This is a genomic window from Streptomyces sp. JNUCC 64, assembly GCF_054484115.1.
The window spans coordinates 5,287,957-5,308,613 of sequence record NZ_CM137015.1 but is presented as its reverse complement, the minus strand read 5'-3'; the positions used below and the strand labels follow the sequence as shown (position 1 = coordinate 5,308,613).

The window sequence follows — 20,657 nt, the reverse complement described above, 5'->3', positions numbered from 1 at the left end:
GGCCTCCGGAGAAGGTTCCCGGAATTCATCCGGAAGAGGAAGGGAGGGCTCCGTCAGGGGCGGTTACCTTGTCGACAAATACGCAATCCCGTGAACGGGCGCGTCACTTCTCCCGCTGCTTGCGCCAGCGAATTCCGGCTTCCAGGAAACCGTCGATCTCGCCGTCGAGCACCGCCTGCGGATTGCCGACCTCGTGTTCCGTGCGGAGGTCCTTGACCATCTGGTACGGGTGCAGGACGTAGGAGCGCATCTGGTTGCCCCAGGAGTTGCCGCCGTCGCCCTTGAGCGCGTCCATCTTGGCCTGCTCCTCCTGGCGGCGGCGTTCGAGCAGCTTCGCCTGGAGGACGTTCATCGCGGTCGCCTTGTTCTGGATCTGCGAGCGCTCGTTCTGGCAGGAGACGACGATCCCGGTCGGCAGGTGCGTGATGCGCACCGCGGAGTCGGTGGTGTTGACGCCCTGGCCGCCGGGGCCCGAGGAGCGGTACACGTCGATCCGCAGCTCCGACTCGTCGATCTCGACGTGGTCGGACTGCTCGACCACGGGCAGCACCTCGACGCCCGCGAACGAGGTCTGGCGGCGCCCCTGGTTGTCGAAGGGCGAGATCCGCACCAGCCGGTGGGTGCCCTGCTCCACGGAGAGGGTGCCGTACGCGTACGGGGCCTGGACGGCGAAGGTGGTGGACTTGATGCCCGCCTCCTCCGCGTACGAGGTCTCGTACACCTCGGCCTTGTAGCCGTGGCGCTCGGCCCAGCGCAGGTACATCCGCTGGAGCTGCTCGGCGAAGTCGGCGGCGTCGACGCCGCCCGCCTCGGCCCGGATGTTGACCAGGGCCTCCCGGGCGTCGTACTCGCCGGACAGGAGGGTGCGGACCTCCATCTCGTCCAGCGCCTTGCGGACGGCCGTCAGCTCGCCCTCGGCCTCGGCGCGGGTGTCCGCGTCGTCCTCGGCCTCGGCCAGCTCGAACAGGACGGACAGGTCGTCGATCCGGCCGCGCAGCGTCTCCGCCTTGCGGACCTCCGCCTGGAGGTGGGAGAGCTTGCTGGTGATCTTCTGTGCCGCGTCCGGGTCGTCCCAGAGGGAGGGGGCCGCGGCCTGGTCCTCCAGCACGGCGATGTCCGCCCTCAGCTTGTCGAGGTCCAGGACGGCCTCGATCGACTCCATGGTCGAGGAGAGGGACTTGAGCTCTTCGGATACATCGACGACTGCCACGGCTCCAGCGTAACCGCTCGGGTCCCCCGCCGGGCCCGTCGGGCGCCCGGGCCGGGAGCGGGGCCCGCCCCGGGCGGGAGCGGGGCCCGCCGGGGGCCCGGGGCGGGGCGCGGCCGGGGCTACGGGGTGGTGGAGGTGCCCGGTGGGCGGGCGGGGGTGTCGTCGGTGACCGCCCAGGCGGTCAGTCCGGCCGCGGCGGCGAGCACCGCGGCGGCGGCCCCGAGCACCACCCGGCGGCGCCGGGTGACGGCCGCCCGGTTGCGGGCCGAACCGGGCCGGGGCGCCCCCGGGGTCCGGGGCACCCGCGCGGTGCCGTGCGCCCCGCCGTCCAGCTCGTCCGGCTCGGGCACCCGCATGCTGGTGTGGGTGTCCCGGTTGGAGTCGGGCGCGGGCCCGGAGACCAGCGGGACGGCCCCGCGCCGCACCGGCGGCGGTCCGCCGTCCCCGTCCGTCCCGGGCTCCTCCTCGGGCGGGGCGGACCCGTCCGCCTCCGCCGTCTCGGGCTCGTCCACGTCCAGCGGGGGCATCCCGGCCAGCGAGGGCAGCTGCTCCCGCAGCCGGGCGCAGAGTTCCGAGGCGCGCAGCCGGGAGGCGGGGGCCTTCGCCAGGCACTGGACGATCAGCTGCCACAGCTCGTCGGGGATGCCGGGCAGCGGGGCGACCCGCTCGGTGACGTGGCGGCGCAGCACCGCGCCGGGGTGGCCCCCGCCGAACGGGGTGAACCCGGCGAGCAGCTCGTAGAGCACGGTGGCGAGGGCGTAGATGTCGACGGCGGCGCGCGGCGGCAGGCCCTCGACGATCTCGGGGGCGAGGTAGTCCGGGGTTCCGATGATCTTCGTGGCGCGGACCAGGCGGGGCGCGTCGATGAGCTTGGCCACGCCGAAGTCGGTGAGCAGGGCGCGGTGGCTGCCGCCGGGGCCGAGGGGGCCCCGCATGTCGAGGAGGACGTTCTCGGGCTTGACGTCGCGGTGGACGATCCCGGCGGCGTGCGCGGCGGCCAGCCCGTCGGCCACGTCCGCGACGATGGCCACGGCGGCCTCGGGGGCGAGTCTGCGGTCCCGGTCGAGGCGGGAGCGCAGATCGGTGCCCCGGACCAGGTCCATGACGAGGGCGAGGTCGTCGCCGTCGACGACGAGGTCGCGGACGGCGACCACGTTGGGGTGGTGGAGCCCCAGCAGGGCGGTGCGCTCCTGGACGAAGCGGCCCACCAGTTCCTGGTCGGCCGCGAGGTCCTCGCGCAGGAGTTTGACGGCGACGGGACCCTCGGGCCCCTCGCCCAGCCACACCGTGCCGGCGCTGCCGCGGCCCAGGATCTGGTTCGCGGTGTACCGGCTGCCGATCTTCCGTGCCAAGGCTGCTCCTACGGACGCGTGTTGGCGACAAAACTACGCGGCCGGATCGGTGACCGGCACACCACGGGGCGGAATCACCCCCTGGATGTCGACAAGTCTCCAGCACCCGGCCGTCGTAACGGACCGCTCGGCTCCCGTCAGTTCCCGGTGCCGCCGCCCGAGCCGGAGCCGGAGCCGCCGGTCCCACCGCCGCTGTCGCCGCCCAGTTCGGCGAACCAGCCGGTGACCGTGCCGAACCAGTCGCTGAGCTGTTCCCAGTAGCCCTTGCCGGTGCCGATCCAGTCCTGGAGCGGGCTGAGCTCCCAGACCAGCCAGCCCGCCACGAACAGGATGAGGACCGTGAACAGGCAGCCCTTGAGGCAGCCGAGGCCGGGAATCCGCATCGGGCTGGCGCTGCGCCTCGGCTCGCGCGGCGGGCGCGGCTCGCGGGGCGCGGGCTCCCTGGGCGGGGCGTAGTGCTGCGGCTGCCGCTCCGGCACGGGGGCGGGGGCGTACCGCTGGGGCTGCGGCGGGGGCGGCGGCGCGTACTGCTGGGGCGGCGGGGCCTGGTGCTGCGGGGCCTGACGCTGGGGTGCCTGGTGCTGCGGAGGCGCCTGGTGCTGGGGCGCGTACCCCTGCTGGGGCTGCTGCCGCGGGGGCTGCTGGGGGCGCGGGGCGACCTGGCGCTGGGGGCGGCGGCGCAGCGGGTCCTCGTCCGGGTCGAGGTACTGGACCTGCGTCTGCTCGTTGCGGTCGCGGGCGGCCCGCAGCTGGTTCTGCCAGGGGTGCGGGTCGTCGGGTCCGCCGGGGGCGCGGTCGGGGACCGGCGGCAGCACCGCGGTGGGGTCGGCGGCGCCGCGCGGGCCGGTGTTCGGCAGCACCGCCGTCGGGTCGGCCGCGCCGGGGACGCCGCCCGGGGCGTACGGGAGGAAGCTGGTGGCCGCCTGGGGGTCGTGGACGCCGTCGAACGGGGCGGGGGCCCCGGTGTGCGGCAGCACGGCCGTCGGGTCGGCGGCGCCCGGCACCTCGGGGACGGCGGTGGGCGCCGGGTCCGGGGCGAGCAGCGCGCCCACGCCCTCGGCGGCGGCGATCTGCGCGGAGGTGGCGTGCACGCCGACGCCCGCGGCGACGGTGCGCAGGGCCCGGGCGAGGCCCTCGGCGCTGGGCCGCTCGTCGGGGTTCTTGCGCAGGCAGCGCTCTATCACCGTCCACAGCGGCTCGGGGACGCTGGACGGGCGGCGCGGCTCGGCGCTGAGGTGCTGGTGCAGCACTTCGAGGGCGGAGCCGCCGGAGAACGGGGGCCGCCCGGTGACCAGCTCGTACAGCAGGATCCCGGCGCCGTAGATGTCCACGGCGCTGGTCTGCGGACGGCCCTCCGCCGACTCGGGGGCGACGTAGGCGGGGGTGCCCACGAACTCGTGGGTGCGGGTGAGCCCCGGGGAGTCGGCGAGCCGGGCGATGCCGAAGTCGGTGAGCAGCGGGTGCATCTCGCCGTGCTCCTGCCGCAGCAGGACGTTGGCGGGCTTGAGGTCGCGGTGCACCACCCCGTCGGCGTGGCTGGCGGCGAGCGCGTCGGCGATCTGCGCGGTCAGCAGGGAGCCCGCGACCGGGGAGAAGGGGCCGTTGTCGCGCAGGTAGCGGTGCAGGTCCGGGCCCTCGACCAGGTCCATGACGAGCGCCAGCAGATCGCCCTCGACCACCAGGTCGCGGACCCGGACGATGTTGGGGTGGGTGAGCCGGAGCAGGACGGAGCGCTCGCGCAGGAAGCGCATCACGATGTCGGAGTCGTTGGCCAGCTCCTCCTTGAGGACCTTGATGGCCACGGTCTCGCCGGGCTGGCCGGGGACGGCCGCCTCGGCGCCCGCCGTCTCGCGCTGACGCGCCCGCCAGACGGTGCCGGTGGCACCCCGTCCGAGCGGCTCCTCAAGGAGGTACTTGCTTCCTACCGGCCGCACGTCATGCGCTCCTTGCTCCGCTCGGGGCCCTGGAGGCCCGGCTCTGGTTCGGTCCGGCCGAGCTGGTCGGTCGGGTGTCGGCCTCCCGGTCCGGTCGGACCGTCGGTCTGGGGTGTCTGGGGTGTCTGGGGTGTCTGAGTGGTGGGGGTGGTCGGGTGTCCTGCGGGGCGGGTGGTCGGGGGCGGGTGCTCCGGGTCGGACGTTATGGGTGGTGTACCGGTCCGGCCCGTGCCGTGACCGGTCGGAACCGGTCGGGCGGAACCGTTCGGCGGCCCCGGCCCCCTTCGGACTACCCGGGTCCGCCCCGCGTCATCCGGACCGCTCCGTCCGGCTCCACGGGGTACCGAGGACCCGGTCCGCCGCGCCCCCGTCTCCGGTGCCGCGCGGGCCCGGCCGGGGGCCCGGGGGCGCCGGGCGCTCCGCACCACTGTAGTGCCGACCGTCCTTCCCGCCCGGTTTCCGGGGTATCCGGGGGCCCGGACCGCACCGGGCGGCAGGCGTCCGCGTCCCGTTCACCGGCCGGGGGCGGCCCGGGGGCGGCCCTGTGGTGAGACGTGCGTCCGGGTCCGGATGGTTGCTCCCGGTCCGCCGGTTCCCGGGCGGCACGCTCCGGCGCTTCTCCGCGTCCGCGCGGGCGCGGACGTACGGACAGCCACCCGCGCACGGCGGACGGACGGCCACCGGCCGCCGTTGACCTGGGCACAGCGGACGGACGGCGCGGCGGTTGGACGGCGCGGAGAACGGAGGGCGCGGAGAACGGACGGAGACCGGAAAACAGTCCGGAGGAACGTCAATCGAACACGATCGGGCGCGAACCGGGCGGCAACGGGCACGTGACGATGCGGTAGGGGCACTGAACAGGAAGTTTTCCGAGCAGAGCCAGCCAATCAAGATCACGAACCGGTGGCGGCCGGGCGTGTTGTCGGTGGCAGGTGCGAGGATGCCCCCGTACTGGTCTACGTGCCCGCCGCGCGGTGGGGGGAATCACAGCACGGCCCCCGGTCGATCCGTTCGATCCGTGCCGGGCCGTCCGCAGAAGGGACCGCTGACGGCGATGCAGATCCGGTTGACCGTCCTCGGGACACGCCCCGAAAGCACGGGGCGCGCCACCGCGCGGGACGTCCTGGTCACCGCGCCCGGGGGCACCCCGCTGGCCGCCGTGGCCTCGGGTCTCGTCTCCGCCGTCGCGGGCGGCGACGGCCCGGTGGGCCTCTACGCGGGCACCCGGCGGCTCGATCCGCAGCGGGCCGTCATCGGGGAGCCGCCGCTGATCGACGGGGCGGTGCTGTCGCTCGGCGCCCCCGCCGCCGCTCCCCCCGACCCCGGCGCGGACGCCACCGGCGCCGTCGCCCAGCTGCGGGTGGTCGGCGGACCCGACGCGGGCGGGGTGCACCTGCTGCACGGCGGACCGGTCCGGATCGGCCGCTCCGCCGACGCGGAGATCCCCCTCGACGACCCGGACGTCTCCCGGCTGCACTGCGCGGTCACCCTCACCGAGGACGGCCGGGTGACCGTCGCGGACCTCGGCTCCACCAACGGCACCCGGCTCTACGGCGCCGCGCTCGGCCAGCGGCCCGTCCCCCTGGAACCGGGGGCGCCGCTGCGGCTCGGGGAGTCCACGCTGCGGCTCGCCGACCCCCGCGAGTCCCCCGCCCCGCTGCCCACCGCGCCGGACGGCGAGGGCTTCGTCAAGGTGGGCGGCGAGGAACCGGCGGACGGCGTTCCGGCCGCCGCCGTCCCGAGGGCCCGGAGCGGTGGACCGGCCGCCCCCGGACCGGCCGCCGGACCCGGCCACGGCACCACCGCGTGGCCGCCGCCGTCCCCGCACGCGCCCTCCCCCGACGGGCACCCCGCCGACGTCGGAACCGGGCCCGGACTCGGCCCCGGCGTCCCGGAGCACGGCACCGGCACCGGCACCGATTTCAGCACCGGTTTCGGTACCGGCCCCGGGTACGACCCGGGCTCCGGACGGGCGGAGGGACGCCGCCGGGGCGGGCTGTCCGCGTGGGCGCGGCGACTGCGCGGCGGGCGCGGCGCGGACCACGGCACCGACCCGTACGCCGACGACGACCTCCCGGGCGCCGTCCGGCCCGACGGGGTCACGGCCGGACCGGACGAGGTCACCGGGTACGGCGAGGGGACCTTCACCGTCGACCCGGCCGCCACCCCCGAACTGTGGCCGGACCCGGCGGCCCTGCTGCTCACCGCGCTCGGTCCCGGCCCACGGCTGTGGGAACGCGACCGCGAGCACCCCGAGGCCCTGACCGTCCGGCTCGGCACCACCGACCGGCCCGCCCCGGGCGGTACGGGCGTCCTCGCGGGCGTCCCGGTGACGGTCGCGCTGCGCGAGGTCGGGGCGCTGGGCCTCGCCGGGCCCCGGCCCCGGCTGACCGGGGCGGCGCGGGCGGTCCTCGCCCAGCTCGCCGCGCTGCACGCGCCGGAGACCCTGGAGATCGTGCTGCTCGGCGCGGACCGTTCCCGGCCGGTGGCCGAGCGGATCGCCGAGTGGGCCTGGCTCGGCTGGCTGCCGCACACCCGTCCCGGCCGGGGCCAGGACTGCCGGCTGCTGCTCGCCTACGACGCCGACCAGGCCGCCGCCCGCGCCGCCGAGCTGACCCGGCTCCTCGACGCCCCGGACGGCACCGGGGACGACCCGGCGGACGCGGTGCTCACCGTGCTCGTGGTGGACGGGGACCCGGGCACCCCCGCGACCCGGGAGGCGGTGGCCCGGCTGACCGCGCACGGCCCGGCGGCCGGGGTGCACGTGGTGTGCCTGGCCGAGACGGCCGCGCTGCCCGCGTCCACCGCCACCGGACCCGCCGGGACCCCGGCGCCCGGTCTCCACGAGGGGTACGCGGCGGCCGTCGCGGCACAGCCCGCGGTCGCCGGGTGCGGGGCCGTCGCCCTGCTCAGCGGGGACGTGGCCACCGAGGTCCGGCTGGTGCGGACCGCCGCCGGACGGGTCGCGGGCGAGGGCACCACGGCCTCGGTGGACGCCGTGTCGGACGCCTGGGCCGAACGGTTCGCCCGGGCGCTGGCCCCGCTGCGCGCGGAGGGCGTCGGCGGTCCGCGCAGCGCGGCGCCGCTGCCCCCGTCGGCACGGCTGCTGGACGAACTGGGGCTGGCCCGCGCCACCCCCGCCTCCCTGCTGGCCCGCTGGGCCGACGCCGCCGACGACCCGGAGGCCGCGGGCGGACGGGCCCGGGCCGTCCTCGGCGCCGGGACCCGGGGGCCGGTCGGGATCGACCTCGTCGGGGAGGGCGTCCATCTGCTGGTGGAGGGCCCGGCGGGCAGCGGGCGCACCGAGCTGCTGCGGTCCGTCGCCGCCTCGCTGGCGGCGGCCGAACGCCCCGACCGGCTCTCCCTGATCCTGGTCGACGGCCGGGACACCACCGGGGGGCCCACCGCGCCGCCGCCCGGCGCCGGACTCGCCGTCTGCGGGGAACTCCCGCACGTCACCACCCATCTGGAGGCCCACGACCCGGTCCGCATGCGGGAGTTCGCCCAGGCGCTGAGCGCGGAGCTGAAGCGCCGCGCCGAACTGGTCGGACTGCTGGACTTCGCCCAGTGGCACCAAGGGGAGCGGCCGGGCGGCCGGGTCGTCGCCCAGCGCGGTCCGCTGTCGCCCGTCCAGGAGTCCGGGGCGGGCGACCTCGACCCGCCGCCCAGCTCCACCCTGCGGCTGCGGCCCGCGCGGCAGCGCGCCGCCGCGCCCGGACCCGCGCTGCCCCGGCTGGTGGTCGTGGTGGACGACTTCGACGCGCTGCTCTCGCCCGCCCTCGGCTCCACCGGGCGGCCCTCGGCCGGGTCCGTGGTGCGGGCGCTGGAGGCGGTCGCCCGGGACGGCGAGCGGCTGGGCGTGCACCTGGTCGCGGGGACGACGGGCGGCGCCCGGGTCGAGGCGAGCGAGGCCGCGCGGCGCGCCGGGGCGCGGGTCGTCCTGGACGCGGTGCGGGTCGGCCCCGAGGAGCCCGGTCCCGGGCGGGGGTCGCTGCGCACGCCGGACGGCCGGGTGGTGGCGTTCCAGGGGGGCCGGGTCACCGGACGGATACCCCGGACGGCGACGTTGCGGCCCACCGTGGTGGTCGTGGAGTGGGAACGGATGGGCGACCCGCCCGCCCAGCGGTCGGTACGGGAGCTGGGCAACGGGCCCACCGACCTGGCCCTGCTGGCCAGCGCGGTGGAACGGGCCGCCCGCTCCGTCTCGGCGGAGGCGGTTCCCTCGCTGCTGTAGGGCCCCGCTCGCGTGGACCCCTGTCTCGCGGCCGGGAACGGAGCCGGACGGCACGGCGGATTCACCGGGGGCGCTGGCCGGTTCGTACCGGGGGCGCGAGCCGACCGGCCGCTTCGGCCGGACGGCGGTCCCCGGCACCCGGGCACCGGGACGGCCAGAGCCCGGGGCCGCCCGGTGGGCCGGTCAAGCCGGTGGGCCGGTCAAGCCGGTGGGCCGGTCAAGCCGGTGGGCCGGTCAAGCCGGTGGGCCGGTCAAGCCGGTGGGCCGGTCAAGCCGGTGGGCCGGTCAAGCCGGTGGGCCGGTCAAGCCGGTGGGCCGGTGCGCGGGGGCCGTGGCCCCGCGCGGCACCGGCGCGCGGCCTACGCGGTCAGCCCCCCAGCACCTCCCCGTACCCGGTGGCGGTGTGGGGTCGCAGGGCGAAGCCGAACGGGGTCAGCGACTTGCCCTTCGGGTTCTGCTCCGTGGCGCTGCTCGGGGCGAACCAGACGCCGCCCGGGTACCGCTCGCCCGCGTTCTCCCCGGGCGCGCTCACCGCCGTGTCCCACAGCCCGTCGAGGTTGTGGTCGCCGACGGTCACCTGGGCGCCGAAGCGGTCGCCCGCCTCGGCCGCGCCGGGCACGTTCGGGGTGCTCTGGCTGCGGGCCTGGCCGCCCCGGGGGCCCTGGGCGGTGCCGTTCATGACGACGTATCCGCCCGCGTCCTTCAGGCTGCCCACGTCCTCGCCGGGCACGCCGACCACCAGTTCCGGACGGTCGTCGGCGTTGAGGTCACCGGCGGCGAGCGCCGCGCCGAAGTCGTCGCCCGCCTCGGCGGCGCCGCCGACCCCCGGGCTGGACTGGGTGAAGCAGTCGTGCGCGGTGCCGAACGGCGCGCTCTTCGAGCCCTTGAGCAGCAGCACCGCGCCGCCGGACCGGTCGGCACAGCGCGTGGTGCCCACCTCGGGGTGGGGCTGGACGAGGCCGACCGCGAGGTCGTCGGTGCCGTCCCGGTCGAAGTCGGCGGCGGCGAGCGCCTCGCCCCGGTCGGAGTCGGTCCACCACTGGGCGGGCTTCGCCCGGTCGTCCCAGCGGGTGATGAAGGTGCCGGAGTCCTCCATGGCCCGCCAGGTGGTGGCGAGGTCGTCGCGCCCGTCGCCGTCGAAGTCGCCGGTGGCCAGGGCGCGGGTGGCGCCGCCCAGGGGGTAGCCGCGCAGGGAGGTGGTGGTCACCGGGGCTGCGGTGAGCGGGCCGGGACGGAACCGGAGCGTGCCGCTCTCCTCGCCCTTCTCCCCGTACACGAGGTCGGTGTCGCCGTCGCCGTCGTAGTCGCCGGTGGCGAGGGTGTGGCCGACGGCGCTGTACCAGGAGGTGCCCTTGGCCACGACGGTGCCCTGGACGTTCCACCCGTAGCGGACGACGGTGACGGTGCCCTCGTTCTTGTCCTGGTCGGAGGTGAGGGACTCGCCGCTGGCGCCGACGACGAGTTCGTGGACGCCGTCGCCGTCCACGTCGACGGGGGCCACGGAGGAGCCGAAGCGGTCGCCCGCCTCGGCCGTGCCGGGGACGCCCGGCTCGTTCTGGCTGATGACGCCGGTGGACGAGCTGGGGCTCTCCCGGCCGCCGAAGATCACGCTGATGAACCCGGCCTTGGCCTTGCCGTCCACCGTGCCGTTGGGCACGCCGACCGCGATGTCCGCGTATCCGTCCCCGTTGAAGTCGAACCTCGGGGCCACGGCGGGCCCGGCGGCGGCCGAGGCGCTCCCGGCGAGCGGCAGGGTCAGACCGGTGGCGGTGAGCGCCGCCACGGCGGCGGTGGCGGCGAGGGTGCGTACGCGCACGGGTAACTCCCTTGGTCGGAGAAGAGGACGCGGGGCGGAAGGCGTCCACCGCGTCCGGGGGTGTGACTCACGGGACGGGCGAAGAGTTGTGCGACGCGACGGCCGCCGTTCCCCGCGCGTCTTCGGGTGCGTTCCGGGTGGGGTGCGTGGTCCGGCTCGGGAACCGGGCGTTCGCTTCCGCCGGTTCTTCGTCCGGCTTTCCGTGGTGGTGGGTTGCTCGCGCCGTTCCGCGCGCCCCTTCGGGGCGCCCCCTGGGCGGGTGGGTACGGGGGGCGTCGGGGGCCTGCCGGGCGACGGGTCAGCGGGGGCGGCGCGTGTCGGCGGTACGTCACGAGGGCGTCACGATCGGTGAGTTCGGGGCGTTGGGTCCCTTGTCGGGCGAACCGCCCCGGCGTACACAGAGCCCACGGGAGCGTTCGCGAGCACGCGCCACGGCGCGTCAGGAGGACGGGGCAGTGATGCGCAGCACGGACAGGACGACCGGGAGCCGCCGTGACCGTCGGCTCCGGCCCGCCAGCCGTACGGGACGGCTCGCCGCCGTCGCCGTGGCCGGGGCGCTGACACTGGTGACGGCCGCCTGCGGCGGCGACGGGGAGGGCTCGGGCGGGAAGGACGGGGGCGGGGACCGGAACGCGTCCGGTCTGCGGCTGCCGGACCTGGACGGGAAGAAGCTCGACGTCGCGGCGGTCTGGACGGGGCCGGAGCAGGAGAACTTCAAGAAGGTGCTGGCGGAGTTCGAGGAGCGGACGGGCGCCGAGGTGACGTTCGTCCCCGCGCAGGACCCCGTCCTCAACTTCCTGGGCTCGAAGATCGCGGGCGGTGACCCGCCGGACGTGGCGCTGCTCCCGCAGGTCGGCGCGGTGCGGCAGGCCGTGGAGCGGAAGTGGGCCAAGCCGGTGGGCGAGGACGCCAAGCGGCAGCTCGCGAAGAACTTCGCCCAGGGCTGGCAGGACCTCGGGGCGGTCGACGGCGAGCAGTACGGGGTGTACTTCAAGGCCGCCAACAAGTCGCTGGTCTGGTACAACACCGCGGTCTTCGAGAACGCGGGCGCCGAGGAGCCCGCCACCTGGGACGAGTTCCTGGCGACCGCGCGGACGGTGTACGACTCCGGGGTGACCCCGGTGTCGGTCGGCGGGGCGGACGGCTGGGTGCTCACCGACTGGTTCGAGAACGTGTACCTGTCGCAGTCGGGCCCCGAGGAGTACGACCGGCTGGCCCGGCACGAGATCCCGTGGACGGACCCCTCGGTCAAGCGGGCCCTGACCACCCTGGCCGAACTGTTCGGCGAGGAGGACTACCTGGCGGGCGGCGCGGACGGGGCGTTGCAGACGGAGTTCCCGCGCTCGGTGGAGCAGACCTTCACCGGTGGCGACCAGCCGAAGGCGGGCATGGTCTTCGAGGGGGACTTCGTCGGCGTCAACATCGCCCAGGCGAAGGCCGAGGTCGGCACGGACGCCAAGGTGTTCCCGTTCCCGGCGGTCGGCGACGAGGCGCCGGTGGTCAGCGGCGGTGACGCGGCGGTCCTGCTGAAGGAGTCGGAGGCGGGCCAGGCCCTGCTGACGTTCCTGGCCTCCCCGGACGCGGCGCGGGTGTGGGCGGAGGAGGGGGGTTTCCTCTCCCCGAACAAGAACCTGGACCCGGCCGCGTACCCCAACGACGTGCAGCGGGACATCGCGAAGGCGCTGATCGGGGCGGGCGACGACTTCCGGTTCGACCTGTCGGACCAGACCCCGCAGGCGTTCGGCGGCACCCCGGGCAAGGGGATGTGGAAGGAGCTCCAGGACTTCCTGAAGGACCCGGACGACGTGGCGGGGACGCAGCGGAGACTGGAGGCCGCGGCGGACCGGGCGTACGAGGACTGATCCGGCGATGACGTCGGCGACGACGGACGGCACCGGTTCCGGCTCCGGCCCGGTGCCCGTCCGGCCCCCACGGCGCGGCGGGGCGCTCGGCACCCGCAAGGCGGTGGCGGCGCTGTTCCTGCTGCCCGCCGTGGTGCTACTGGGCGCGCTCGTGGTCTACCCGGTCGGGTACTCGCTGGTCCGCAGCTTCGTCGGGGACTCCGGCGGCGGTTTCGCCGGGCTGGACAACTACCGGGAGCTGTTCACGGACGACGGCGTCCGGACGGCGTTCCGCAACAACGTGTTCTGGATCGTGTGCGCCCCGGCGGTCGCCACCGCCCTCGGGCTGGTCTTCGCGGTGCTGACCGAACGGATCCGCTGGGGCACCGCGTTCAAGCTCGTGGTGTTCATGCCGATGGCGATCTCGATGCTGGCGGCGGGCATCATCTTCCGGCTGGTGTACGACCAGGACCCGGACCGGGGCGTGGCCAACGCGGTGTGGGTGGGCGTCCACGACACGTTCGCCGCGTCGTCGGCGTTCCCGAAGGCGCACCCGGGCCGTGAGTCGCCGCTGCGCGAGGCGGGCGGCGGGGCGTTCGTCACCCGGGAGCCGGTGCGGGCGGGCGAGCCGGTGGCACTGCCGCTGGTGGGGGTGGCCCCGGATCTGATGCCGGACGGGGCGAAGGCGGCGCGGGCGGCCCCCGCGGACCCGGCGAAGGTGACCGGGACGACCTGGCAGGACTTCACCCGGGGCGAGGGCGTGGGCACCCTGAACGGGGTGGACGGCGGGGAGTCGGGCTATCCCGGGATGCGGATCGAGGCGGTGCGGGACGGCACGGTGGTGGCCCGGACCGAGGCGGCGGCGGACGGGACGTTCACCCTGCCGAAGGAGGCGGACGGGGCGCTGCTGCGGCTGCCCGCCGACAACTTCCGGGAGCCCTACCGGGGGGTCGACTGGCTGGGCCCGGCGCTGGTGACCCCGGCGGTCATCGTCTCGTACGTGTGGATGTGGGCGGGCTTCGCGATGGTGCTGATCGCGGCGGGGCTGGCGAGCGTGCCCCGGGAGCTGCTGGAGGCGGCCCGGGTGGACGGCGCCACGGAGTGGCAGGTGTTCCGCCGGATCACGGTGCCGTTGCTCGCCCCGGTGCTCGCGGTGGTCCTGGTGACGCTGATGATCAACGTCCTGAAGGTCTTCGACCTCGTCTACGTCATCGCCCCCGGCTCCTCGCAGGACGACGCCAACGTGCTGGCGCTCCAGCTGTACCGGTCGGCGTTCAGCGACGGCAGACCCGGGGTGGCCAGTGCGATCTCGGTGGTGCTGCTGTTGCTGGTGATCCCGGTGATGGTCTTCAACATCCGACGGCTGCGACGGGAGGGCGGACGATGAGAGCGGACGGAACCGACGACGCCTCCGGGACCGGCGCCTCGGGGGAGCCCGCCTCCGGGACGGACGTCTCGGGGGAGTCCGGGGCTGGGGCAGCCGGGGCGGTCGTCGCGGGGCCGTCCGGTGTGGCGGACTCCCCCGGCCCGGCCCCGGACGCGGCGCGGGACCGGCGGGTCGGGGTCGCGGCGAAGGCCCGGCGGACTCCGGTCGCGGCGCGGCTGGCGCGGGCTGTGAGCGGTGGGCTGGTGCGGGTGTTCCTGCTGGTGACGGCGGTGTTCTGGCTGGTGCCGACGGTCGGGCTGCTGCTGTCCTCGCTGCGCGGGACGGAGGACCTGGCGGAGGGCGGCGGCTGGTGGACCGTCCTCACCGAACCCGCCCGGCTGACCGTCGACAACTACACCCGGCTGCTCGACGACTCCACGATCACCGAGGCGCTGCTGAACACCGTGCTGATCGCCGTGCCCGCCACGGTGCTGGTGGTGGTGATCGGGGCGCTCGCCGGGTACGCCTTCGCCTGGCTGGAGTTCCCCGGCCGCGACTGGTGGTTCCTCGGGGTGGTCGCCCTGCTGGTGGTGCCGGTGCAGGTGGCGCTGCTGCCGATCGCCCGGCTCTACGGGGACATCGGACTGTTCGGGTCGGTGACCGGGGTGGTGCTGTTCCACGTGGGGTTCGGGCTGCCGTTCGCGGTGTTCCTGCTGCGGAACTTCTTCGCGGAACTCCCCCGGGAGCTGCTGGAGGCCGCGCGCCTGGACGGCGCCGGTGAGCTGCGGCTGTTCGCCCGGGTGGTGCTGCCGCTCGGCGGGCCCGCCCTCGCCAGCCTCGGCATCTTCCAGTTCCTGTGGGTGTGGAACGACATGCTGGTCGCGCTGATCTTCACGGACGCGTCCAACCAACCCGTCACCGTGGCCCTCCAGTCCCAGGTGCGGCAGTTCGGGAACAACATCGACGTGCTGGCGCCCGGGGCGTTCCTGTCCATGGTGATCCCGCTGGCCGTGTTCTTCGCCTTCCAGCGGCAGTTCGTGACGGGGGTGACGGCCGGGGCGGTGAAGTAGCCCCCGGCCCTCCGCGCACACGGGACGGCCGACTCCCCCGCGTACCGGGGAACGCCCGGCTCCCCGCGTACGGGGGACGGCCGCGCGACGCACCAGGGAATTGCCGGGTTATCACCCGTTACGGGAAATACGCTCCCGTTGATGACCACTCAGACGACCGCGCCGGACGGCACCGGCGGCTCCGACGGCTCCCCGGTCCTCCCGACGGCCGCGCCCGGCCGTCACCTCCCCCTGGCGTACGCCGTCGGCTGGCTCGTCACCCGGGCGGCGATGGTCCTCGTCCTGGTCCACAGCGGGGCGGGGCTGCTGGGCTCCGGCGGGGTCCCCCGCGAGGTGTACGGACTGTACGCGCACTGGGCGGGACGACTGGCCGAGGGCAGCTTCCCGGTGGGCGATCCGATGTGGCAGTACCCGCCGGGCGCCGGACCGGTGCTGCTGGCGCCCGCGCTGGTGCCGGGGGTCAGCTACTTCGAGGCGTTCGTGGGGCTCACCCTGCTCGCGGACGCGCTGGTGCTGGCGGCCCTGCTGCGCGCGGGCACCCGTCCGGGGCGCGGCATCGGCGGCGCCCGGCTGTGGCTGTTCGGACTGCCGCTGATGCTGCATCTGCCGCTGGCCCGCTACGACGTCCAGGTCACCGCGTTCGCCGTGGTGGGCCTGTTGTCGCTGGCCCGGACGCCCCGGCTGGCGGGGGCCTGCGCGGCGGTGGGCGCGGCGGTGAAGATGTGGCCGGGGCTGGTGCTGCTGGGCACCCCGCCCGGCCGGGTCACCCGCCGGACCTGGGCGGCCGCCGCCGTGACCGGCGGACTGCTGCTGACCCTGCTGGCCGTCACCTTCCGCGAGCCGCTGGGGTTCCTGCGGGAACAGGGCGCGCGGGGGGTGCAGATCGAGTCGCTGGGCGGCACCGTGCTGGGCTTCGCGCGGCACGCGGGCTGGCGGGGCACCGTCCACTACCGCTACGGGGCGATGGAGTTCACCGGGCCGTACGTGACCTTGGTCGCCGTGGTCTCGCTGGCGCTGACCGCCGTCGCGGCGCTGCTGCTGGTGGCGTGGCGGCTGCGGGCCCGGCGCTGGACGGAGGCGACCGCGTTCGACGCGGCGCTCTGCGCGGTGCTGCTGTTCACCGTGACCAGCCGGGTGATCAGCCCCCAGTACATGGTGTGGCTGCTGGGGCTGGCGGCGGTGTGCCTCACCTCGCGCCACACCACCCAGCGGCCGGTGGCGGCGCTGGTGGTGGCGGCCACCGCGGTGAGCACGGTCGTCTACCCGATGGCGTACGGGGAGGTGATCGGCTCGACCTGGCCGGGCTGTCTGCTGATGCTGCTGCGCAACGGGCTGCTGGTCGCGGCGGCCGTCCTGGCACTGCGACGGCTGTGGCGGGCCACCACCGGCCCCCGGCCGGGCACCCCGGGGCCCGACGGTCACGCGGACCGCCCCGCACACGACGGCACGGTCCGTCCGGCGGACGACGGCACGGTCCGTCCGGGGACCGCCGTCTCCGTCCCGGCCCCGCCCGCCGGAGCCACGACCGGTACGGGCGCCGGTGCCGGAGCCGGTACGGGTGCGGGAACGGGCCCCGGAGCCGGGACGGTCGCCGGTGCCGGAGCCGGGACGGGAACGGCGACGGGCCCCAAAGCCGGAACGGGCCCCCGCGCCGAAGCCCGCGCGAGTACGGCCGCCGGACCCGGAGCCGGTGGTTCCCGTACCGGCCCGGCCGCCGGAGCCACGACCGGGACCGGGGCCGCGACCGGGGACCCGAGGGGAGCCGTGTGGACCACGCCCAGGTGAGCGTGGTGGTCATCGGCCACGACGACGCCCGGCACCTCGGCGACGCGGTGCGCTCCGCGCTCGACCAGGGGCCCGCCGTCCGGGAGGTCGTCGCCGTCGACGACGCCTCCACCGACGGCTCCCCCGGGCTGCTGGAGGCGCTGGCCGCCCGGGAACCCCGGCTGCGGGTGCTGCGCCGCGCCGTCAACAGCGGCGGCTGCGGCACCCCCCGCAACGACGGCCTCGCCGTCGTCACCGCCCCGTACGTGATGTTCCTGGACAGCGACGACGTGCTGCCGCCCCGGGCCGCCGGACGGCTCCTCGCCGCCGCCCGGGAACACGGCGCCGAGGTGGCGGCGGGGCTCTGCGTGCGCCGGGAGCTGCCGCACGGCCCGGACCGCCCCTGGCGGCCCAGGCTGTACGCGCCGCCCGCCGCGCCCGCCGTCCTCGCCCACCCCGCCGAGCGCCCGGAGCTGGTCCGCGACACGCTCTGCGTCAACAAGCTGTACCGCGCCGACTTCCTGCGCGCCCACGGCGTCCGCTTCCCCGACGGGCGCTACCCCTACGAGGACTTCGTGTTCGGCGCCCGGGTGCTCGCCGCCGGGCCCCGGATCGCGCTGGTCCCCGACGCGGTGTACGTCTGGCACGTGCGGCGCGCGGCGGCCCGGCCGTCGATCTCGCTGGACCGGGCGGGCGTCGGCAACTGGGAGGCCCGCGTCCGGGCGCACCGGGAGTCGGTGGAGGTGCTGCGGGCGGCGGGGCAGCCCGCCCTGGCGCGGGCCAGCCGGGCCGCGTTCCTCGATCTGTCGCTGCGGCTGTACGCCCGGGAACTCGACCGCCGCACCCCGGAGTACCGGGCGCGCTGGTGGGAGGGCACCCGCGCCTACCTGGAGACGTTCGACCCGGCCGACCTGGAGCCCGTGGACGGCCCCGGGCGGATCCTCGCCCGGGTGGTGCTCACCGCGCCGGAGCCCCGGGACCTGGAGCGGGTGCGGGAACTCGCCGCCCGTCCGGCCCGGTTGCTGCCGCCCTACGTACGCGCCGCCGACGGCACCCCCGTCTGGTCGGCGGCGACGCCCGCCCCGCTGGGCCGGGTGCTGGTCCGTCCGCTGCGGACGCTGCCGCTCGCGGTGGACGCCGTGCTGCTCCCCCGGGCCCGGGGGACGGTGCTCCGGCTGCGGCTGCACGAGCTGTACGGGCGGGTGGCGGCGGCCGGGCCCCCGGACGCGGAGGCCGAGTTCCGGGACCGGCTGACCGGACGGGTGGGCGCCCGGTGCGTCCCGGTGTTCGCCCCCGAGCCGGACGGCACCGCCTGGACGGCCGAGGCGCCGGTGCCGCTGCGGGGGCTGGCCGACGGGACCTGGGACCTCCGGGTGCGGCTGCGGTTCCCGGACGGCTCCGGGCGGGAGGTGACCGCCCACGCGGTGCGCGACCCCGGTCCGCCGCGCCGCCGGGTGCTGCCGAACGTCCGGCACGGGGTGCTGCTCGTCCAGCCGTACGCCACCCACGCGGGGGCGCTGGCGGTGCGGATCGCGCGCGGACCGGGCGGCGCGCTAGGGGTGCTGCGCCGCCGGGCGGCCCGGCTGCCGGGACTCCGCGCGCTCCTCCGGAACCGGACCGAACGGGCCCAACCAGCCTCCTGAGCACCGCTGTTCACCACCGCACCACCGCCACATCAGCCATGGGTGCCCCAAAGAGGGCTCTTGCGCGGCCTATTGACGCGAAGTCAGAATATGGGGAATCCGGTGACGCGTTGTCCCACGGCACAGCGCGGCGGCGGCGCGCTCTGACAGACTGCGCCCCGGACGCGTGAACGCCCTTCGCGCGTCCGTGCGATCCTTTCCCTCCCCCGCACACCTCCGCGCCCACTCCGCTGCGCGCACGACCACAGGACAGGGTGACCGAGCAGACCATGACCTGGCTGATCACCGGCGGTGCCGGCTACATCGGGGCGCATGTCGTCCGCGCGATGCGCGCGGCGGGCGAGCGGACCGTCGTCTACGACGACCTGTCCGCCGGGAACGCCCAGCGCGTACCCGACGGAGTGCCGCTGGTCGTGGGCTCGACGCTGGACCCCAAGCTGGTCGCCCGGGCGCTCAGCGGCCACCGGATCACCGGGGTCGTCCACCTCGCCGCCCGCAAGCGGGTGCCGGAGTCCGCCGAGCGGCCGCTGCGCTACTACCACGAGAACGTGGAGGGGCTGCGGGTGCTGCTGGACGCCGTGGTCACGGCGGGCGTGTCCTCGTTCGTCTTCGCCTCCTCCGCCGCCGTGTACGGGGCGCCCACCGCCGACCTCATCACCGAGGACACCCCCTGTCAGCCGGTGAGCCCCTACGGGGAGACCAAGCTCGCCGGGGAGTGGATGGTGCGGGCCGCCGGACGCGCCCACGGCATCGCCACCGCCTCGCTGCGCCACTTCGACGTGGCGGGCGCGGCCGTCCCCGAACTCGCCGACTCCACCGGCACCGGACTCGTCCCCCGGGTGATGGCCCGGCTCTCCGAGGGGCTGCCGCCGCAGGTCTTCGGCGCCGACCGCCCCACCCACGACGGCACCTGCGTCCGGGACCACGTCCATGTGGCGGACCTGGCCGAGGCCCATGTGGCCGCCGCGCGACGGCTCAGCGGCTCCCACGGCACCGGGGCCGGACTGACCCTCAACATCGGCCGGGGCGAGGGCGTCTCGGTGCGGGAGACGATCGCCGCGCTCACCGCCGCCTCCGGCCGCGACCTCACCCCGGAGGTGCTGCCCCGCCGGGCCGGTGACCCCGCGCGGCTGGTCGCGGGGATCGACCGGGCCGCCCAGGTCCTCGGCTGGCGCCCCCGGCGCACCCTGGACGACATCGTCACCTCGGCCTGGGCGGGCTGGCTGCGGGACCACCCCGAGGCCGACCGGCGGCGCGACCGCGAACTGGCGGGACACGGCCCGGCCCGGGGCGGCGCGCGGACCGCGCACGGGGCCCGCCAGCGCTGACGGGCCACCGGCTGAAGCCGACGGGCACTGACGGGCACTGACGGGCACTGACCTCAGGGTGCGTATCCCACCGGATAGTCGGTACTTGTGGGGACGGCGGGCGGCGACGAGCCTGGTGGGACGCCGTCCAGGCCGCGCACCGCGCCGGACGGACGCCCGGGCGCGCTTCCGCGGGCCCGGCCCCCAGCGCAGTGGAGTGAAGCATGCCCGCGAAACAGTCGGTCACCGTCGTCGGGCTCGGCCTGATGGGCCGGGCGCTCGCCGCCGCCTTCCTCGCCGCCGGTCATCCGACCGTGGTGTGGAACCGCACCCCCGACAAGGCCGCGCCCCTGGTGGCGAAGGGCGCGCGGCACGCCCCGTCGGTGACCGAAGCGGTCGCCGCGAGCCCCCTGGTCGTCACCTGTCTGACCACCTTCGAGGACACCCGTGCCGCCCTCGCCCCGGCCGCCGGGGCGCTGCGCGGCCGGGACCTCGTCACCCTCAACAGCGGCTCCCCCGCCGGGGCCCGCGCCACCGCCGGATGGGCCGCCGGGCACGGCGCCCGGTTCCTCGCCGGGGCCGTCAAGGACGTGCCCCCGGCCGTGGGCGCCGCCGGGACGCTGCTCTACTACAGCGGGGACGGGGCGGTGTTCGACGCGCACCGGCCGGTGCTGGAGGCGCTCGGCGGCGACACCGTGTTCCTCGGCGCGGAGCCCGACCTCGCCGCGCTCTACGAGATGGCGGTGGGGGCGATCCTGCTGCCCGCCCTGACCGGGTTCTTCCAGGGCGCCGCCGCCGTCCAGGCACGTGGACTGCCCGTCGCCTCGATGGTCCGCTTCGCGGGCAAGTGGCTCGACATGATCAAGGACCTGCTGCCCGGTTACGCCCGGGAGATCGACGCCCGCGACTACTCCGACCCCCAGTCCACCGTCGGGCTGTTCCTCGCCGGAGCCGCCCACGACGAGGAACTGGGCCGGGAACTGGGCGTGGAGACCGCCTGGCTGGCCCCGATGAACGACCTGGTGCGCCGGGCCGCCGAGGCGGGGTACGCGGACCAGAGCGTCTCCGCGCTCACCGAGGTGCTGCGCGGACCCGTGGACCGGACGGCCGTCTGACCGTC

11 protein-coding genes and 1 pseudogene are annotated in these 20,657 nt (G+C 76.2%); 8 read left to right on the top strand and 4 right to left on the bottom strand.

Annotation, left to right across the window (positions count from 1 at the left end):
• Positions 1-103: 103 nt before the first annotated feature.
• The 3 genes from prfB to ACVWNX_RS22060 form a co-directional block, all read right to left on the bottom strand.
• Entirely contained in the window at positions 104-1,210 is a 1,107-nt protein-coding gene (gene prfB / locus ACVWNX_RS22070; protein ID WP_454409285.1) for a peptide chain release factor 2, read from the bottom strand.
• A 119-nt stretch (positions 1,211-1,329) separates the two neighbouring features.
• Positions 1,330-2,562, bottom strand: coding sequence for a serine/threonine-protein kinase (locus ACVWNX_RS22065; RefSeq protein ID WP_454409283.1), 1,233 nt, complete (start codon positions 2,560-2,562; stop codon positions 1,330-1,332).
• Between the two features lie 137 nt (positions 2,563-2,699).
• Positions 2,700-4,496: a serine/threonine-protein kinase gene (locus ACVWNX_RS22060; RefSeq protein WP_454409282.1), complete on the bottom strand. Its 1,797-nt coding sequence runs from the start codon at positions 4,494-4,496 to the stop codon at positions 2,700-2,702.
• Between the two features lie 1,054 nt (positions 4,497-5,550).
• Here ACVWNX_RS22060 and ACVWNX_RS22055 point away from each other — a divergent pair.
• Positions 5,551-8,730, top strand: a complete 3,180-nt coding sequence (locus ACVWNX_RS22055) for an FHA domain-containing protein (protein WP_454409281.1) — start codon at positions 5,551-5,553, stop codon at positions 8,728-8,730.
• Positions 8,731-9,097: 367 nt separating this feature from the next.
• Here the strand turns inward: ACVWNX_RS22055 and ACVWNX_RS22050 are convergent, their stop codons facing one another.
• Complete coding sequence (locus tag ACVWNX_RS22050; protein WP_454409280.1) at positions 9,098-10,546, bottom strand: FG-GAP repeat protein; 1,449 nt, start codon at positions 10,544-10,546, stop codon at positions 9,098-9,100.
• A 458-nt stretch (positions 10,547-11,004) separates the two neighbouring features.
• On the opposite strand from ACVWNX_RS22050, the gene ACVWNX_RS22045 reads away from it, so the two are divergent.
• The 7 genes and pseudogenes from ACVWNX_RS22045 to ACVWNX_RS22015 all read left to right on the top strand — a co-directional run bounded on the left by ACVWNX_RS22045 (position 11,005) and on the right by ACVWNX_RS22015 (position 20,652).
• A complete protein-coding gene (locus tag ACVWNX_RS22045) occupies positions 11,005-12,408 on the top strand; it encodes an ABC transporter substrate-binding protein (RefSeq protein ID WP_454409278.1) in 1,404 nt (467 codons plus the stop codon).
• 7 nt (positions 12,409-12,415) lie between these two features.
• Positions 12,416-13,774 (top strand): carbohydrate ABC transporter permease, encoded by a 1,359-nt coding sequence (locus tag ACVWNX_RS22040; protein WP_454409277.1) that lies wholly within the window; start codon positions 12,416-12,418, stop codon positions 13,772-13,774.
• Positions 13,771-14,823, top strand: coding sequence for a carbohydrate ABC transporter permease (locus ACVWNX_RS22035; protein ID WP_454409275.1), 1,053 nt, complete (start codon positions 13,771-13,773; stop codon positions 14,821-14,823). Before ACVWNX_RS22040 ends, ACVWNX_RS22035 begins: the two co-directional genes overlap by 4 nt.
• A 270-nt stretch (positions 14,824-15,093) precedes the next feature.
• A pseudogene (locus ACVWNX_RS22030) lies at positions 15,094-16,251 on the top strand (glycosyltransferase 87 family protein); the annotation flags it as partial.
• A gap of 338 nt (positions 16,252-16,589) precedes the next feature.
• Complete coding sequence (locus tag ACVWNX_RS22025; RefSeq protein ID WP_454409274.1) at positions 16,590-18,230, top strand: glycosyltransferase family 2 protein; 1,641 nt, start codon at positions 16,590-16,592, stop codon at positions 18,228-18,230.
• A 269-nt stretch (positions 18,231-18,499) separates the two neighbouring features.
• Positions 18,500-19,558, top strand: a complete 1,059-nt coding sequence (gene galE, locus ACVWNX_RS22020) for a UDP-glucose 4-epimerase GalE (RefSeq protein WP_454414880.1) — start codon at positions 18,500-18,502, stop codon at positions 19,556-19,558.
• A 203-nt stretch (positions 19,559-19,761) separates the two neighbouring features.
• Positions 19,762-20,652 (top strand): NAD(P)-dependent oxidoreductase, encoded by an 891-nt coding sequence (locus tag ACVWNX_RS22015; RefSeq protein ID WP_454409272.1) that lies wholly within the window; start codon positions 19,762-19,764, stop codon positions 20,650-20,652.
• Positions 20,653-20,657 lie beyond the last annotated feature (5 nt).

What these genes read in the sequence shown, in the direction of transcription:
- ACVWNX_RS22035 (WP_454409275.1), top strand. Translation starts at nt 13,771, where the DNA reads ATGAGAGCGGACGGAACCGACGACGCCTCCGGGACCGGCGCCTCGGGG.
- ACVWNX_RS22040 (WP_454409277.1), top strand. Translation starts at nt 12,416, where the DNA reads ATGACGTCGGCGACGACGGACGGCACCGGTTCCGGCTCCGGCCCGGTG.
- ACVWNX_RS22015 (WP_454409272.1), top strand. Translation starts at nt 19,762, where the DNA reads ATGCCCGCGAAACAGTCGGTCACCGTCGTCGGGCTCGGCCTGATGGGC.
- galE (WP_454414880.1), top strand. Translation starts at nt 18,500, where the DNA reads ATGACCTGGCTGATCACCGGCGGTGCCGGCTACATCGGGGCGCATGTC.
- ACVWNX_RS22055 (WP_454409281.1), top strand. Translation starts at nt 5,551, where the DNA reads ATGCAGATCCGGTTGACCGTCCTCGGGACACGCCCCGAAAGCACGGGG.
- ACVWNX_RS22045 (WP_454409278.1), top strand. Translation starts at nt 11,005, where the DNA reads ATGCGCAGCACGGACAGGACGACCGGGAGCCGCCGTGACCGTCGGCTC.